At 62.1% G+C, this 16,063-nt stretch carries 14 protein-coding genes; 12 read left to right on the top strand and 2 right to left on the bottom strand.

The genetic code is table 11. The features are described from left to right. Positions 1-119 precede the first annotated feature (119 nt). Complete coding sequence (locus tag ARC39_RS10650) at positions 120-1,211, top strand: HupE/UreJ family protein (RefSeq protein WP_068114464.1); 1,092 nt, start codon at positions 120-122, stop codon at positions 1,209-1,211. Positions 1,212-1,244: 33 nt separating this feature from the next. On the opposite strand, the gene ARC39_RS10645 is transcribed toward ARC39_RS10650, so the two are convergent. Then, a complete protein-coding gene (locus ARC39_RS10645) occupies positions 1,245-1,769 on the bottom strand; it encodes an HdeD family acid-resistance protein (protein WP_068114205.1) in 525 nt (174 codons plus the stop codon). 55 nt (positions 1,770-1,824) lie between these two features. Next, positions 1,825-3,231 carry a 3-isopropylmalate dehydratase large subunit gene (gene leuC, locus ARC39_RS10640; RefSeq protein WP_068114191.1) on the bottom strand — a complete coding sequence of 469 codons (1,407 nt, stop codon included), beginning with the start codon at positions 3,229-3,231 and terminating at the stop codon, positions 1,825-1,827. A gap of 249 nt (positions 3,232-3,480) precedes the next feature. Between leuC and ARC39_RS10635 the strand changes: the two genes are divergently transcribed. The 11 genes from ARC39_RS10635 (at position 3,481) to ARC39_RS10585 (ending at position 15,746) form a co-directional block, all read left to right on the top strand. Then, entirely contained in the window at positions 3,481-4,812 is a 1,332-nt protein-coding gene (locus tag ARC39_RS10635) for a mechanosensitive ion channel family protein (RefSeq protein ID WP_068114188.1), read from the top strand. A 112-nt stretch (positions 4,813-4,924) separates the two neighbouring features. Then, positions 4,925-5,071 (top strand): hypothetical protein, encoded by a 147-nt coding sequence (locus ARC39_RS25850; RefSeq protein ID WP_161470953.1) that lies wholly within the window; start codon positions 4,925-4,927, stop codon positions 5,069-5,071. Positions 5,072-5,270: 199 nt separating this feature from the next. Then, positions 5,271-5,657, top strand: a complete 387-nt coding sequence (gene rsfS / locus ARC39_RS10625; RefSeq protein WP_068114181.1) for a ribosome silencing factor — start codon at positions 5,271-5,273, stop codon at positions 5,655-5,657. Further along, on the top strand, positions 5,657-6,127 hold the full coding sequence (gene rlmH / locus ARC39_RS10620; protein ID WP_068114178.1) for a 23S rRNA (pseudouridine(1915)-N(3))-methyltransferase RlmH: 471 nt from the start codon (positions 5,657-5,659) through the stop codon (positions 6,125-6,127). The genes rsfS and rlmH overlap by 1 nt, the downstream gene beginning before the upstream one ends. A gap of 287 nt (positions 6,128-6,414) precedes the next feature. Continuing rightward, positions 6,415-7,944, top strand: a complete 1,530-nt coding sequence (gene gpmI / locus ARC39_RS10615) for a 2,3-bisphosphoglycerate-independent phosphoglycerate mutase (RefSeq protein WP_068114173.1) — start codon at positions 6,415-6,417, stop codon at positions 7,942-7,944. Further along, positions 7,941-9,071 (top strand): murein hydrolase activator EnvC family protein, encoded by a 1,131-nt coding sequence (locus tag ARC39_RS10610; RefSeq protein WP_068114171.1) that lies wholly within the window; start codon positions 7,941-7,943, stop codon positions 9,069-9,071. The genes gpmI and ARC39_RS10610 overlap by 4 nt, the downstream gene beginning before the upstream one ends. 7 nt (positions 9,072-9,078) lie before the next feature. After that, positions 9,079-10,422, top strand: coding sequence for a S41 family peptidase (locus ARC39_RS10605; protein WP_068114167.1), 1,344 nt, complete (start codon positions 9,079-9,081; stop codon positions 10,420-10,422). Positions 10,423-11,521: 1,099 nt separating this feature from the next. Continuing rightward, positions 11,522-13,450, top strand: a complete 1,929-nt coding sequence (locus tag ARC39_RS10600) for an FAD-binding monooxygenase (protein ID WP_068114164.1) — start codon at positions 11,522-11,524, stop codon at positions 13,448-13,450. A 515-nt stretch (positions 13,451-13,965) separates the two neighbouring features. Continuing rightward, positions 13,966-14,466 carry a type III secretion system chaperone family protein gene (locus tag ARC39_RS10595; protein WP_068114161.1) on the top strand — a complete coding sequence of 167 codons (501 nt, stop codon included), beginning with the start codon at positions 13,966-13,968 and terminating at the stop codon, positions 14,464-14,466. A gap of 132 nt (positions 14,467-14,598) precedes the next feature. Next, on the top strand, positions 14,599-15,411 hold the full coding sequence (proC, locus tag ARC39_RS10590; protein WP_068114160.1) for a pyrroline-5-carboxylate reductase: 813 nt from the start codon (positions 14,599-14,601) through the stop codon (positions 15,409-15,411). Next, a complete protein-coding gene (locus ARC39_RS10585; RefSeq protein ID WP_068114157.1) occupies positions 15,408-15,746 on the top strand; it encodes a tRNA-binding protein in 339 nt (112 codons plus the stop codon). The genes proC and ARC39_RS10585 overlap by 4 nt, the downstream gene beginning before the upstream one ends. Positions 15,747-16,063: the final 317 nt, after the last annotated feature.

Genomic DNA, 16,063 nt, shown 5'->3' with positions numbered 1-16,063 from the left:
GTTATCTAGCGCGCGTCGTGGAAAGCCGTCGGAACGGCCCAGTCAATTCGAGCGTGTGGTTTGGCGTTGCGGCCAGGGACGTTGCACAGACGCTTGCGTGGCGCGGGCTGATCTGTGTCATGCTGTTTTTTGCGGTGACGTTGCCGACACTGGCCCACCCGCTCCGGCCGTCCGTTGCGGATGTGACCGTGGGTCGTGACCGCGTCGAGGTGTCCATCCGACTTACGCTGGAACCGCTTGTTGCTGGAATGGACCTCGCGAGCCTGACCGACACCAACGACTCGCCGCTCTCCGGCTATCATGATCGTCTCAGGACACTGCATCCCGAGGTACTTGAGGCAGCCTTCCAGAGTGTCTGGCCCGCAATAAGATCACAGTTCTTCCTCACGGCTGGGGAAACGGCTCTCACGCCGGACTTGCTGGCACTGCGAGTACCGGCGGTGGGCGATGTGGAACGACCGCGCGAGTCCGTCCTCACGGTCGGAGCCGCGTTGCCGGACGACGGAACCCCCGTGCGCATTGGCTGGTCCGGAACAATGGGGCCACTGTCGGTGCGGCATGTCAGCGGTGAGCGTACCGGCTACACGGCCATTCTTCGAAGCGGCGAGATGAGCGCGCCGCTTCCGCGCGCCGCGGTGGAGCAAGACGACGCCCTGCAGACCTTTACGCGATACGTGGCCTCTGGGTTTCATCACATCGTCCCCATGGGCACTGACCATATCTTGTTTGTACTGGGTCTTTTCTTCTATTCGCTACGACTTGGGCCGCTGCTGGCGCAGATCACGGCATTTACCGCAGCCCATACCATCAGCCTCGCGCTCGCGGCTCTTGGGATCCTGTCGGTGCCGTCCTCAATCGTTGAGCCGCTCATCGCGCTGTCCATTGTCTATGTCGCCGTTGAGAACATGCTCGGAGCACAATTTGGCTGGGCTCGCATCGCAGTGGTTTTCGGCTTTGGTCTCTTGCATGGATTGGGTTTCGCCACGGTGCTGGAAGAGGTCGGCTTGCAGGGAGGGCAATTCGCCGCCGGGTTGATCGGGTTCAACATAGGGGTCGAACTCGGTCAACTCATCGTGGTCCTTGCGGCGTTCATTCTGGTCGGTCTGCCGTTCGGACATCAACCGTGGTACCGGGCACGCGTGGCCATTCCGGCCTCTGCCGTCATTGCGGCCGTCGGCGCCTGGTGGACCGTAACCGAGGTGTTTCTGTAGGCGCCTCCTGTGGCGGTGAGCCCCGGCGCCGTGCTACGTCTCGTCGCGATTGGCACGCAGGAACAATGCAAGCGCGACAAGCGCGACGCCGTTGAAAATCATCTCGATCCCGAGGAGCGTACCCAACAGGCGCTTGGATGTCTGGTCGAAGCTGGAGAAGATATACCCGGCAAGAAGCACCGACAGCGCGCCGGAGATCAGCATCGTCCAGTAGTATTTGGTGTTGCGCATCCGTAATGCCCAGACGAGCCGCAGAACGCCGGCCGCACCGATGAAAACTGTCACAAGTAGCGCCAGCGAGCGCATTCCCTGGAAAGGGTTGCGCAGTAGCAGCAACCCCAGGGTTGTCACCAGCAAGCCAAGGATCACGGAGATCAGCTTGTTCGCGGCACCGGTATCGTGGATGCCGACGCCGACCTGGATGACGCCGGCGACAATGAGAAGAGATCCGGTGACGAGCGTAACCGCCTGAGATGCCCCATAGGCATTGGCCAGCGCAAAGGAGCCGAAGGTGACCGACAATACGCCAAGGAGAAGCCACCGTGCCCATTCGCTCATGCCGCTTCTCTCCCCAATACACTGATCCCAAATACGACGCATACTGCGTCGAACCTTACATCAGGTCGCGGACGTCTGTCAGCCTTCCCGTGATCGCAGCGGCGGCCGCCATTGCCGGACTCATCAGATGTGTACGCCCCTTAAACCCTTGCCGCCCCTCGAAATTGCGGTTTGATGTGGAGGCGCAACGCTCTTCTGGCGCAAGTTGGTCCGGGTTCATCGCCAGACACATGGAGCAGCCCGCCATGCGCCATTCGAAACCCGCCGCCTCGAAGATCTCCGCCAGCCCTTCTTCCTCGGCCTGCAATCGAACCAGGCCCGAACCCGGTACGACCATGCCGCGCACACCCGTGGCGATTTTCTTGCCCTTCACGATCTCCGCCGCGGCGCGCAGGTCTTCGATCCGGCCATTCGTGCAGGACCCGATGAAAACCGCGTCAATTGCGACCTCGGACAACGGCGTGCCAGGTTTCAGGCCCATGTACTCAAGTGAACGCCGGGCGGCGTCAACCTTGCCGCCAGCGAAATCCTCCGGGCTCGGCACATTGTCTGTGATCGCCAGCACGTCCTCGGGCGAGGTGCCCCATGTGACGACGGGCGCGATATCCTCGCCCTTGATCGTCACGACCTTGTCGAAATGCGCGCCCTCATCGGTGTAGAGCGTCTTCCACCAGGTCAGCGCGGCTTCCCACTGTGCGCCCTTCGGTGCATGGGGGCGGCCCTTGATGTATTCGAAGGTCGTTTCGTCCGGTGCAATCAGGCCGGCACGCGCGCCGCCCTCGATCGCCATGTTGCAGACGGTCATCCGACCCTCCATGGACAGCGAGCGGATCGCCTCGCCGCAGTACTCGATCACGTGGCCGGTGCCGCCGGCGGTGCCGGTCTTGCCGATCACCGCAAGGGTGATGTCCTTGGCAGTGACGCCCGGACGTAGCTTTCCGGTGATCTCCACCTTCATGTTTTTGGATTTCTTCTGGATCAGCGTCTGGGTCGCGAGCACGTGCTCGACTTCGGACGTGCCGATGCCGTGGGCCAGCGCGCCGAAGGCACCATGCGTGGCGGTGTGGCTATCGCCGCACACGACCGTCATGCCGGGGAGCGTCCAGCCCTGTTCCGGTCCGACGATGTGAACGATTCCCTGCCGGATGTCGTCCACAGGGTAGTAGTTCACGCCGAATTCGCGGGCATTCTTGTCGAGCGCCTCAACCTGGATGCGGCTCTCTTCGTTCTTGATGCCCTGCTCGCGGTCCGGTGTCGTGGGTACGTTGTGATCGGGCACGGCGATTGTCTTCTCCGGCGCGCGCACCTTCCGGCCGGCCATACGCAGACCTTCGAACGCCTGCGGACTCGTGACCTCGTGGACAAGGTGGCGGTCGATGTAGAGCAGGCAGGTCCCGTCCTCCGCCTCATCGGCAACGTGGGCGTCCCAGATCTTGTCGTAGAGCGTCTTGGCGGCGGTCATTTGCTTTTCTCTCGTTCGGGTATGTGATGTGCGACATGGAAGTGTGGCGGGCGGCGGCCGACCCTACCGGCCGCCAGCGCTCATAGGTTCGCGGTGGCCCGGCCTTCGAGGCCATGAAAGCGCCAGGGCAGGCGCGCGTGGTCGTCCATGTCGACGGTCTTTGCCATGCGCCTTCCGGTACAATCACTTGGCCCGCGCCGCAAGGGCTTGGGCATTGCACCACCGGTAATTTGAATGCAATCCTGAACCATGGAGCAGGACATTCAGGCCTTCCTTGCAGAGTTGAAAACCCTCGCAGAGCAATTGGAGCTCTCCGCCCGCCTGATGTTTTTACCGTCGCGATTGTTCCAGCTAGGACTGATCGCGGCAATGCTCGTCCTTTCCCAGCTCGTGGGGTGGTATGTATCCCCACGCATGCACGACTGGATCCGCGGTCTGGAAGGGCGGAGCAAGGCGCAGCTCCGCATCCTCGTCATGCTGCAACGGCGCGTCCGGCTAATCACCTTCGTCGTACTTTGCTGGGCAACGATCTACGTGATGCGGGAGATCATGGGTCTCTTTCCGTCGCGAAGTTACATTCTGGTCGTTGTCGGCACGATTGCGCTTGCATGGCTCATCATCGGCGTGGCGACGCGCCTGATCGGGAACCCGCTCATGCGGCGGCTTGTGAACTGGGCGGCGTGGATCTACGTCACGCTCTACTTCGTCGGGCTGCTGGATGACGCTTATGCGCTGTTCGATGCCATCGCCGTCGAGATCAAGACCTTCCGTCTGTCGTTGCTGAACGTCGTGCAGGCACTGGTCATCACCGGTGCGCTCGTCTTTCTCGCACGCGGTGTCTCCAATGCAGCGAACCGGCGCATACGCATGAGCGAGAATATCTCGCCCACGCTCGGGGTCCTGCTCGGCAAGATTCTACAGGCGGTATTGTACGTATCCGCCGTTTTCCTTGGATTGCGCGCCGTCGGGTTCGATCCGACAGGGCTCACCGTGCTGTCGGGGGCAATCGGTGTCGGCATCGGATTCGGCCTGCAGAAGATCGTCTCCAACATCGTTTCGGGCATCATCATCCTGATGGACGAATCTATCAAACCGGGAGACGTCATCTCTCTCGGCGAGACCTTCGGCTGGATCCAATCGCTTGGGGCCCGCTATGTCTCGGTGGTAACGCGCGACGGTCGGGAATACCTGATACCAAACGAGGATCTGATTACGGGTCAGGTCGTGAACTGGACGCATTCCGACCAGTACGTCCGCCTCGACATCACATTCGGCGCGGCCTATGCGAGTGACCCCTATCTTGTCCGGCGCAGTGCGATCGAGGCGGCGGAGACTGTTGAACGCGTGTTGAAGGTGCGGACACCGGTCTGCCATATCACCAACTTCGGCGACAGTTCCATCGACTACGTGTTGCGCTTCTGGATATCCGACCCGACCAAGGGGCTCACCAACGTCCGGGGCGATGTCTACCTGGCGCTTTGGGATGCATTCCAGGCGGCAAATATCGAGATCCCGTTCCCGCAGCGCGAAGTGCGGCTCCTCGACGGTGCGCCTGGCGAAGCGTTGGACCGTTCTGGATGATGGCATGCCTGGTAAGCCTGACATTTTGTCGCAGGGCTTGAACTCCTGCCTCAAAGCGCTTTTATCCGCAACTTCCTCACCCGGATTTTTCAAGCAATCGGACCGCCCGCTGATGAGCAGGATCTACAGAGACGTTCACATTGCGCTGATCGCAGCGCTACTGCTGCTCGCGGTCGCCGTCGAGGCGGTTGCCGGTCAACGGGCAGAAACCGCCGAGTCGGTCGCAAAAATCGGCGCTTCGACCCGCATTCTGCACTGAATGGGCCGCTGTTGCCGTGAAACCATGCAAGAATTCGGCTGGACCTGTGCACAGCGTGGCTGTCGTTGAGCCGTCACGATTCCGGTGCTATCGTGGTTCCACGTCCAGCGCCGGGACGCAGGCGGCGCGTTATCAGGAGGGCAATGTCCTGTCTCACCAAGCGGAGGCCGCCACGCCAACGGCGGCAGAAGTGGCACCCATGAGCGTGCCGACCGAGTTTGACCAGTCCACCATTGCGGGTGACACGCTGCTCGAACGCATCCTCTTCTCACTCGACGAAGACAAGGCCGAAGACGTGGTCGCCATCGACCTACGCGGCAAATCGGAAATGGCGGACCAGATGGTCATCTGTTCCGGCCGCTCATCGCGCCAGGTCGCGGCGATTTCGGAGAAACTCGTGGAGCGGCTGAAGGCCGACTTCGGTATTTCCTCCAAGGTCGAGGGCAAGGATGCGGGCGACTGGGTGCTGATTGACGCGGGCGATGTGATCGTCCACGTGTTCCGACCCGAGGTGCGCGAGTTCTACCAGCTCGAAAAGATGTGGCTGCCCACCGGCAGCGTCGGGCAGGCGACGCCGAAAACCTGATGCGCCTGCAGATCGTGGCCGTCGGCCGGCTTCGGCCCGGTCCCGAAATGTCGCTGGTTGCGGAGTATCTCCAGCGCGCGGAACGTACAGGCCGCCCGCTGGGGATTACGCAGGTCTCCGTGGCGGAGGTCGATGAACGCAAGGGCGGTGGCAAGGCGGGAGAGGCCGCGCTGATCCGCAAGGCGCTTCCGCGCGGCGCCCGGCTCGTGGCGATGGACGAACGGGGAAAGACACTCGACTCCCCTCGTTTTGCGAAACGGATCGCCGACTGGCGGGACACGGGCTCGCAGTCCCTTGCTTTTGTGATTGGTGGTGCCGACGGGCTTGATCCGGGGCTGGTGGCGGAGGCGGATTTTGCCCTGTCCTTCGGCCCGATGGTCTGGCCGCACATGCTGGCGCGCGTGATGCTTGCCGAACAGATCTACCGCGCGACGTCCATCCTCGCCGGCGCCCCGTACCACCGCGTTTGATAGACGGATCGCGGGGAACTCCCGCCCCCTCGTCTCCCGCCACTGGCGGTCGCTCGGGGTTGGGCCGGGCCGCGCCTGCGGCGCGGCGGCGGGATTTACCGCTTCTTCTGTCTCTAAACATCCTCGCCGAAGGCACGATCTTTCCCGGAAAGATCGTTTCTTTCGGGGGGCTCACGCGGGCAAGCCATGCACGCTGCGAAATCGTGCAATTCCGGCCCTGCGGCGCTCTATCGGTTCCAATTTGGCGCTAACGGCACTACCAAAGCGGCAACCAAGGAGACCTCCCGATGAGCATTCCCAAACCTGTCGTTCTTTGCATCCTCGATGGCTGGGGGATCGGTACCAAGCCGCCGAAGGAGGAAGGTAACTCGCCGGTTCTGGCCAAAACGCCAACCTACGACCGGCTCATGGAAACCTGCCCGACAGCCACGCTCGTGACCTTCGGGAACGACGTGGGCCTGCCCACTGGCCAAATGGGGAATTCGGAGGTCGGGCATACCAATATCGGTGCCGGCCGCGTCGTTGCCATGGATCTCGGCCAGATCGACCTGGCGATCGAGGACGGGTCCTTTCCGAAAAGGGACGCGCTGCAGGGCTTCATCGCCAAGCTGAAGGAGACAGGCGGTACAGCGCATCTCTCCGGCCTGGTCTCGCCGGGCGGGGTTCATTCGCACCAGAACCATATCGTCGCCGCGGCCAAGGTGATCGCGGAAGCCGGCGTTCCAGTGCAGATCATCGCGCTGACCGACGGACGAGACGTTCCGCCGAAATCCGGCTCAGAGCAAGTTGCGCAGTTTGAAGCCGATCTGCCCGAGGGCGCGCGGGTTGGCGGCGTGGTTGGCCGCTACTGGGCGATGGACCGCGACAACCGCTGGGAGCGGGTGCAGAAGGGTTTCGACCTGTTCGTGTCCGGCACCGCCGACTTCGAAGCGGATAGCGGCGCCGCCGCCTGCACTGCCGCCTACGATCGCGGCGAGACCGACGAGTTCATCTCCGCCACCCGTGTTGCCGGCTATGTGCAGCCCAACGATGGCGACGGGCTTTTGTTCCTCAATTTCCGCGCCGACCGCGCCCGCGAGATCCTCAGGGCGCTGGCGGAGCCCGGCTTTGCCGAGTTCGACGCCTCCGCACGGCCGGATTGGGGGGCGATCTGCGGTATGGTCGAGTACTCCGACCAGCACAACGCGTACATGGACGTGATCTTCCCGGCGCAGGACATCGTGAATACCCTGGGCGAATGGGTCTCCAAGCAGGGCAAGACGCAATTTCGCCTCGCGGAGACGGAAAAGTACCCGCATGTGACATTCTTCCTCAACGGCGGGGTGGAGACTCCCTATCCGGGCGAGGATCGTTTCATGCCGAAATCGCCCAAGGTGGCGACCTACGACCTGCAGCCTGAAATGTCGGCGCCCGAGGTGACCGAGAAGTTCGTCGAGGCCATCGAGCAGGGGTATGACCTGATCGTCACCAATTACGCCAACCCCGATATGGTGGGGCACACCGGCATTCTTGAAGCCGCGATGGCGGCTTGCGAGGCGGTGGATGATGGGCTTGGCAAGGTCGTGGCGGCACTTGAGAAAGTTGGCGGCGCCATGATCGTGATCGCCGACCACGGCAATTGCGAGACCATGTTCGCAGAGGACGGTGGGCCGCATACCGCCCACACCACGAACCTCGTTCCCGTCATCCTGTTCAACGGCCCCGAGGGCGCGGCGCTGCACGACGGTAGACTGGCCGATGTCGCGCCCTCTATCCTCGAACTCATGGGCCTTGCCCAGCCCGAGGAAATGACTGGAAAGAGCCTGATCGACACATGATCAAACCAGGGCTGTTGGCCGCATCGCTGATCGCCGTCTCGGCCGTGGCCTTGGCCGAAACCGGCCCGGTGGATCTCGCCCGGGATGCCTCCGCCCAATTGGATGCCGCGGCAGAGTCGTTGCAGGAGGCCGGTAGCGCGCGCAGCCGCGTGCGCGCGTTGACACGAACCGTGGAGGCATACGAGGACGGTCTCGCCGCCTTGCGCGCCGGTATGCGCCTTGCCGCTCGTGAAGAGCGCAGACTCAGCGAGCGGCTGAGTGCGCGCGAGGCCGACATTTCTCAACTCTTGGGGGCGCTTACGTCGATCGGCAGGTCTCCTGCGCCACTTCTTCTGCTGCATCCGTCCGGCCCAATCGGCACGGCTCGGTCCGCCATGATGCTGCGGGATCTTACCCCGGAGGTGCAGGCCGACGTGGAACGCCTGCGTGCCGATCTGGAACAGATCGTCCTGCTTCGCGCGGTGCAGGACGAGGCCGGGGAGGCGCTCTCGGACGGTTTGCGTGGGGTGCAGGAGGCGCGGGCCGCGCTATCGCAAGCAATGGCCGCCCGCACGGATCTCCCGAAACGTTTCACCGCAGATCCGGAGCGCATGAAGCGCTTGCGAGAAACCTCCGAGTCGCTCGATGCATTTGCCGCGGGCCTCGGCACACTCGCGCTCTCGCCCGAAGAGAATGCCGATTTCGCAGCCCTGCGCGGAACGCTCCCCTGGCCCGTACGCGGCGTTCTGTTGCGCGGCTACGGGCAGCCGGATGCCTCCGGCACAAAACGGCCGGGACAGATCATTGCCACGCGGCCCGGTGCCATGGTCACGTCGCCCGCGGCGGCCACGATCCGTTACGTGGGGCCATTGCTCGACTACGGAAACGTGATGATCGTTGAGCCTGCCAATGACACTCTTCTGGTGCTCGCCGGCATGGAAACGGTCTATGGTGCGCCGGGCGAGGTGATATCTGCCGGTGCGCCTCTTGGATTGATGGGCGGCGCAATGCCCGCTACGGGTACGGGTGACATCGATCCGCAAGAGAGTAGGGGCGACGAGCGCAGCGAAACGCTCTATATGGAGCTGAGACTGGGCGAGGCCCCGGTGGACCCCTCCGGCTGGTTCGCTGCGATACAGGACGAATGAGGACCGCATGAAGAAGTTCGTGATGGCCGCACTTGGCGGCGTGGTGGCAGGCACGGTGGCGACAACCCAGGTGGCAGGACCGTTGCTCGCCCAGGAGGCCGACCGCAAAAGCTCGATCTATGAGCAACTCGACCTGTTCGGGGATATTTTCGAGCGGATCCGCGCGCAGTATGTCGAGGAGGTCGACGAGCGTGAGCTAATCGAGGCGGCGATCAACGGTATGCTCGTATCGCTCGATCCGCATTCAAGTTACCTGTCGCCAGATGACGCCGACGATATGCGCGTGCAGACCCGTGGCGAATTCGGCGGTCTGGGCATCGAAGTGACCCAGGAAGAAGGGTTCGTAAAAGTCGTCTCGCCCATCGATGATACACCGGCCGATGAGGCCGGTATTGAGGCCGGCGACTTCATCACACACGTCGATGGCGAAAGCGTACTTGGCCTGACCCTGGATGATGCGGTTGATCTGATGCGCGGCCCGGTTGGCTCCGAGATCCTCATCACCATTGTCCGCGAAGGTCTGGATGAGCCCTTTGACGTGACCATCGTCCGCGACACGATCAAGCTCACGGCGGTTCGTACGCGAACCCAGGGTGACACGGTTGTGCTTCGGATCACGACGTTCAACGACCAGACCTATCCCAACCTCGAAGAAGGCATGAAAGAGGCGGTCGAGGAGCTTGGCGGGATCGACAAGGTCAACGGCTTCGTGCTCGACCTGCGCAATAACCCGGGCGGCCTGCTGACACAGGCGATCAAGGTGTCCGACGGTTTCCTCGACAAGGGCGAGATCGTCTCCACCCGTGGCCGCGACCCGCAGGATGGCGACCGATACAACGCCACCGAGGGAGATCTGGCGGAGGGCAAGCCCGTCGTCGTGCTGATCAACGGTGGCTCGGCTTCGGCGTCCGAGATCGTTGCGGGCGCGCTGCAGGACCATCGCCGTGCCATTGTCGTGGGCACGCAGAGTTTCGGTAAGGGCTCCGTGCAGACCGTGATGCCGCTCAAGGGCGACGGCGCGATGCGGCTGACCACGGCGCGCTACTACACCCCGTCTGGCCGGTCGATCCAGGCGCTTGGCGTCTCTCCCGATATCGTCGTGGAACAACCCGCCGCGCGCCCCGACGCCGAGGATGAGGAAGAAAACGAGGCGCTGGATCATTTCACAAGATCGGAAGCCGATCTTCGCGGCCGGCTCGACAACGACAGCTTGACCGAAGACGAACGGCGGCAGATCGAGGAAGAGCGCCAGAAGGCCGAGGACGCCGCCGCATTGCGCGAAGAAGACTACCAACTTGCCTATGCCATCGACATCCTCAAGGGTCTGTCTGCGTTCGAGCCCGAGGAGTAACGCACGGCGGGCGTGTTCTGCAGGGATGGGTGGCATTCGAGCCGCTTGAACGACTTGAGCATCCGAAGCCCCGGCGCGCCCGCGCCGGGGCTTCTTCATGAGCCATGGCGAGGCTAAACACATGCGCCCGGTCGCTGGTGCACATAGAATGAAGTCTCTCTGGTTCTGACTGGTGTACGTGGCGTGCCGATGTGCGTTGGCGGCCTGCGGCAAGGGGGGGCGAACACCTCTTTCAGCCATGTGAAGGATTTGGTGCGTCCAGGGCGGAGCGGTTGTTGACCGTTTCGCGAAGTTCCTTTGCCATTCTCGCCATTTAGTTTTCGGCGATGCCGGGAAACTGGTCTGCCGGGACCTCCATTTCCGGGCGCATGGACTCTACGCCACGACCACGTCAGTCCCCTCCAGAACAGTGATCTTGGTGGGAGCCATGCCGAAGCCAAGGCATCGTGGCGACAGGGCTGACCCACCTTCCGCTAGGTATACGTTGTCGTCCGCTCCAGCCGATCTAACCCGTATGCGCGACGGTGGCTCATCCCGGCAGAGGTGTCGAAACCGAAGAACGGCGTAGACTATGGGATCGGCACCGTCTCACCGGACCGTGGTCCCGCATCGTTGCGCACATGTGCGGCCAGCCGCGTGTCCGGTTGTTTCGATCGGCCGGGACTGGCGGTGAGCCCGGGGCCTTTCGGAATTGCGAATGAGCGGCGGTTCGCGGCGACCTTCACCGGTTTGGTCGCTTTTGGTCTGCGGTAGCCCAGTAAACAGTCCAGAGAAAGGCATTCTCAACTGGCGAGATCGACTTCGGTTAATCCGCCCTGAAACGAGACCCACCGGCTCCCACCACTTGGGCAACGCTCGGCAGATCGAAATGGTCGGTTCCGAGATCGCTGCCGGGCCGGTGAGAGCAGATTCGCGACACTCCGAGACAGGGACGGTGACGTGATGGATTTCAGATTGGAGGGCAAAAAAATAATAAAAACAAATTATTACGCAGTATAATATGTATACGTATTTATTTATTGACCCAGCTTAGTAAGCATAGATACTATTTGGGAGGGCGTCGCAGGTGCGACCGGCCGTGCGCTGGAAGGGGAGAAAGATGCAATACTATCTCGACGGTTTTCGCGGGGGAAACCCGGACATCAAGAACGCTGCACCTGAGCGGCGTGACCGCACACAATTCGCGCCGCTTCCGGAGAAGGTCGATGTGCTCATTGTCGGTTGTGGTCCGGCTGGCCTGTGCCTCGCCGCGCAGCTTTCACAATTCCCTGAGATCAAAACGATGATCATTGAGCGGAAGCCTGGGCCAATCGAGAAAGGTCAGGCCGACGGCGTGAACACCCGCACGATGGAGATGTTCCAAGCCTTCGGTTTTGGTGAAAAGGTCAAGCGCGAAAGCTATTGGGTTAACCAGACGACATTCTGGACGCCGCACCCTGAGAATCCGGCGCATATCCGGCGAATTGGCCGTGTGCAGGACGTGGCCGACGATTCCTCCGAGATGCCTCATACATTGATAAACCAAGCGCGCGTGCACGAGCTCTTTCTCGACGTGGCCCGGAAATCACCGTCGCGGCTGGAACCGGACTATGGATGGGCGCTCCGCGACCTGACGGTCGACACGACCACTGACGAGCATCCAGTGACCGTCACGCTGGAAAACACCGGGATCAATGCCGGTGAGACGGCTGTCTTGCGTGCGAACTACGTCGTTGGTTGCGACGGAGCCCGGTCCAACGTGCGCAAGGCCATCGGGGGCGAGTTGCATGGTGATGCATCGCATCAGGCGTGGGGCGTGATGGACATACTTGCCAATACCGACTTCCCGGATGTGCGCCAGAAATGCCTGATCGCCTCGGCGCAGGAGGGCAATGTCCTGATCCTGCCGCGCGAGGGTGGTTACCTCTTCCGCATGTACGTGGAACTCGACAAGCTCAACCCGGACGAACGCGTTGCAAGCCGCAATTTCACGGCAGACCACATGATCGCCGCGGCCAACCGGATCATGCGGCCATACACAATAGACGTGAAGGAAGTCGTGTGGTGGTCGATCTATGAAATCGGCCACCGGATGACCGACCGTTTCGATGACGTGCCCGACGGCGATACCGAGGGGCGAACGCCCCGTGTCTTCACTGCCGGAGACGCTTGCCATACGCACAGCCCGAAGGCTGGCCAAGGAATGAACGTCTCGATGCAAGACACGTTCAACCTTGGTTGGAAGCTGGCACATGTGTTTCAGGGGCGCACGGATGCAAGCCTCTTGCACAGCTACTCTGCGGAACGATGGGTAGAGGCAAAACGGCTCGTCGACACGGACCATGAATGGGCGCGGATCATGTCGGCTCCTCCGGGAGAATCCGAGCTCGATGGCCTAGACATGCCGCGCTTTCAGAAACAGTTCATCGAGAATCTGGAGTTCACCGGCGGCCTCGCCGTCAGATACGATCAATCGATGCTCGTCGGAGCGCCAATCCATCAGGCGTTGGCAACCGGCGAGGAGATCGGCCGCCGCTTCCACTCCGCTCCGGTGGTACGTGTTTCGGATGCCATGCAAATGCAGCTTGGTCACGTCGCCGAAGCGGATGGCCGTTGGCGGATTTACGCCTTCGCTGGCCGGAACGACGGCTCCTCCCCCGGTTCGGCAATCCATAGGCTTGCCGACTGGCTCGAAACCGACGCGAACTCGCCAGTTCTGAAATACACGAAACCAGACGAGGATATCGACGCGTTGTTCGATGTGCGCGCTGTCTTCCAGCAAACGTTCGAAGACCTCGCGTACGAAGAGATGCCAACCCTGTTGAAGCCCACTAAGGGAACGCTTGGCCTGCAAGACCACGAGAAGGTCTTTTGCGTCGATCACAAGGGGGCGGGGGACATATTCGAGATGCGTGGTATCGATCGGGCGCGTGGTTGCATGATCGTGGTGCGTCCCGACCAGTACATTGCACACGTTCTCCCGCTCGATGGCTACGACGAATTGGCCCGGTTTTTCGACGCATTCCTCTTGCGTGCAAACGACACCTGATTGCGTCGGCGACGGCTCCGATGGGTCGGTCGGCCGAAAGGCCCCGGAGCAGGTTGAGACCATTCCGGGACAGGCAACGGAATTTCCATCAACCGGTGCCGATTCCGTTCGTCGCGAGCCATGGCTTTCGGTTCGATGGCTGTGTGCGAGACGGTGCCAACCGTGTTGGTCAGAATCGGAAATCGCACCCTTTCATGGCCCCGGTATCGCTTGGGGGCGGATGCCGAACGCACTCCGATTCCGGGGCCAGAGCGCTCGGCGCATTGGACCAACACGCAAAACAGTTCCCCATCCGGTTCCCTCAAGTCGCATTGCTGCAAATCTCGCTGGCAGGGTGCAATCAACTGCCACATTTGCGGCGACGCTTGACTGTCACGAAAATACTTCTTTACACAGGCCTCTCTTTGCTCGCACCATATGTTGTAAGGACGGCGGCTCATCCCGCCGAACCTAGAGCAGGCACCAAGCCCTAGTTGCAACTCAAAAGACTGGGGCGACAACGAATGAGGCCCGGCATGTCACTCTCCGAAGAGTTTCTGACAGAAGACGTTCATCCAATCGACATCGTTGAGACCCTGGCGGAATCCAACGCCTGGGATTTCGACCGCATCGCGGACGATCAGATTGCGATGGCTGTGGAGGGCCAGTGGCGGACCTATTCCATTACGCTCGCGTGGTCGGCCTACGACGAGACGCTCCGGCTGATCTGCACCTTCGAGATGGAACCTCACGAAGAAAAGTTGCCGAAACTGTACGAGGCGCTGAACTGCATCAACGATAAATGCTGGGCAGGGGCCTTCACGTATTGGCGCGATCAGCAGCTCATGACCTATCGGTATGGTCTCTTGCTGTCCGGTGGACAGCTTGCGACGCCGGATCAGATTGATCGTTTGATCGGGACCGCCGTCATGGCGGCCGAGCGGTACTACCCGGCATTCCAGTTGGTTGTTTGGGGAGATCAGGAACCGGAAGCTGCGCTCGAGATTGCCATCGCGGAAGCTTACGGCCGCGCATAGACGCTTCCAGCAGACAGACTCCAACAGGGCGCTTCGTAACGCGGCCATATCGGGCACCGTCCCCGACAATCAAGGCGTTGCGGTTGCCGCAGACCGGCCCTAGTTTCCTGTCCGAAGTGACAGGGGGTCTCGATGGACATGGAACATCTGCGCCAGCGCGGGCTGGTGCTTCTGGGGTGCGGAAAGATGGGGTCGGCGATGCTGCAAGGGTGGCTCGCCGAGGGAGTGCCGGCGGCGTCCGTGACCGTGCTGGATCCCAAGCCCTCAGATTGGCTAACGGCGCAGGGCGTCAGGCTCAACCTGGAGGTTCCCGAGAACCCGGCGGTCGTGTTGGTGGCGGTCAAACCGCAGATGATGGATGAGGCACTGCCAGGAATCGCATCGTTTGGCGGAGGCGGCACGCTCTTCCTGAGTGTCGCGGCGGGCACGCCGATTGCGCGTTTCGAAGATGCGCTCGGGCCGCAGACGCCCGTGATCCGTGCCATGCCCAATACGCCGGCGGCGGTTGGGCAGGGGATTACCGCGATTATCGGGAGCTCGCAGGTCTCCGAGCCGCAGATGCAACTGGCCGAGCAACTTCTTTCGGCCGTGGGCAAGGTCGTCCGGTTGCAAAGCGAGACGCAGATGGATGCGGTGACGGGCGTGTCCGGGTCCGGCCCCGCCTATGTCTTTCATATGGTCGAGGCGCTCGCGTTGGCGGCCGAGGCACAGGGGTTGCCCGCCGAACTCGCAATGGATCTGGCGCGCGCGACGGTCGCGGGCTCTGGCGCTTTGTTGGCCGGGTCCGATGAAAGCGCGGAGCAATTGCGGATCAACGTAACCTCTCCCGGTGGAACCACGGCCGCGGGTCTGCAGGTGCTGATGAGCGAAGAGGACGGGCTGCCGGTGCTGATGTGCCGAACGGTGGCGGCCGCTGCCGACAGAAGCCGGGAGCTTGGCAGATGAGCGAGATTTCCTTCGACGAGTTCCTGAAGGTCGACATCCGTGTCGGAAGGGTCTTGCGGGCGGAGCCCTTTCCCGAGGCCCGCAAGCCGGCGATCAAGCTCTGGATCGATTTCGGGCCGGAGATCGGGGAGAAGAAAACCTCCGCCCAGATCACCCGGCATTACGATGTGGAGACGCTTCCGGGCCGGCTTGTCATGGGCGTGGTGAATTTCCCGCCCCGGCAGATCGGGAAATTCATGTCGGAGGTTCTGGTGCTGGGGGTGCCGGACGGGGACGGCGAGGTCGTTCTGCTGGCCCCTGACAGCGAGGTCGCCCCGGGCGCGCGGATGTACTGACCGGGGTGTCTCACGGTGGGACAATTTTCAGGTTGTGCAATATCAATGGGTTAGAGGCGCGGATTTACCGTTTCTTTACACCTCACGGTGCTCCGGTGGGGCTTCCAGGCAATCCGGTTGATCCGTTCGGACGATGGTCGCTCCGGGGGTCGGAACAGCGGTTCGCATCTGATCCCATCGCGCGGCGGACTTCGGCCTTTGCCCGGCGCGGGGCATTGCTTCTGCAATGCCCGAGAGCACGGCGGGCTGTGCCCTTGTCCCATGCCGGGGTGGGCGTGGGTGGCGATGAACGGAGCGGAGACGGCGCGTTCAATCTT

This window comes from Tropicimonas marinistellae (genome assembly GCF_001509585.1).
Taxonomy (GTDB): Bacteria; Pseudomonadota; Alphaproteobacteria; order Rhodobacterales; family Rhodobacteraceae; genus Tropicimonas; species Tropicimonas marinistellae.
This window is presented reverse-complemented; position numbering and strand designations above follow the sequence as displayed.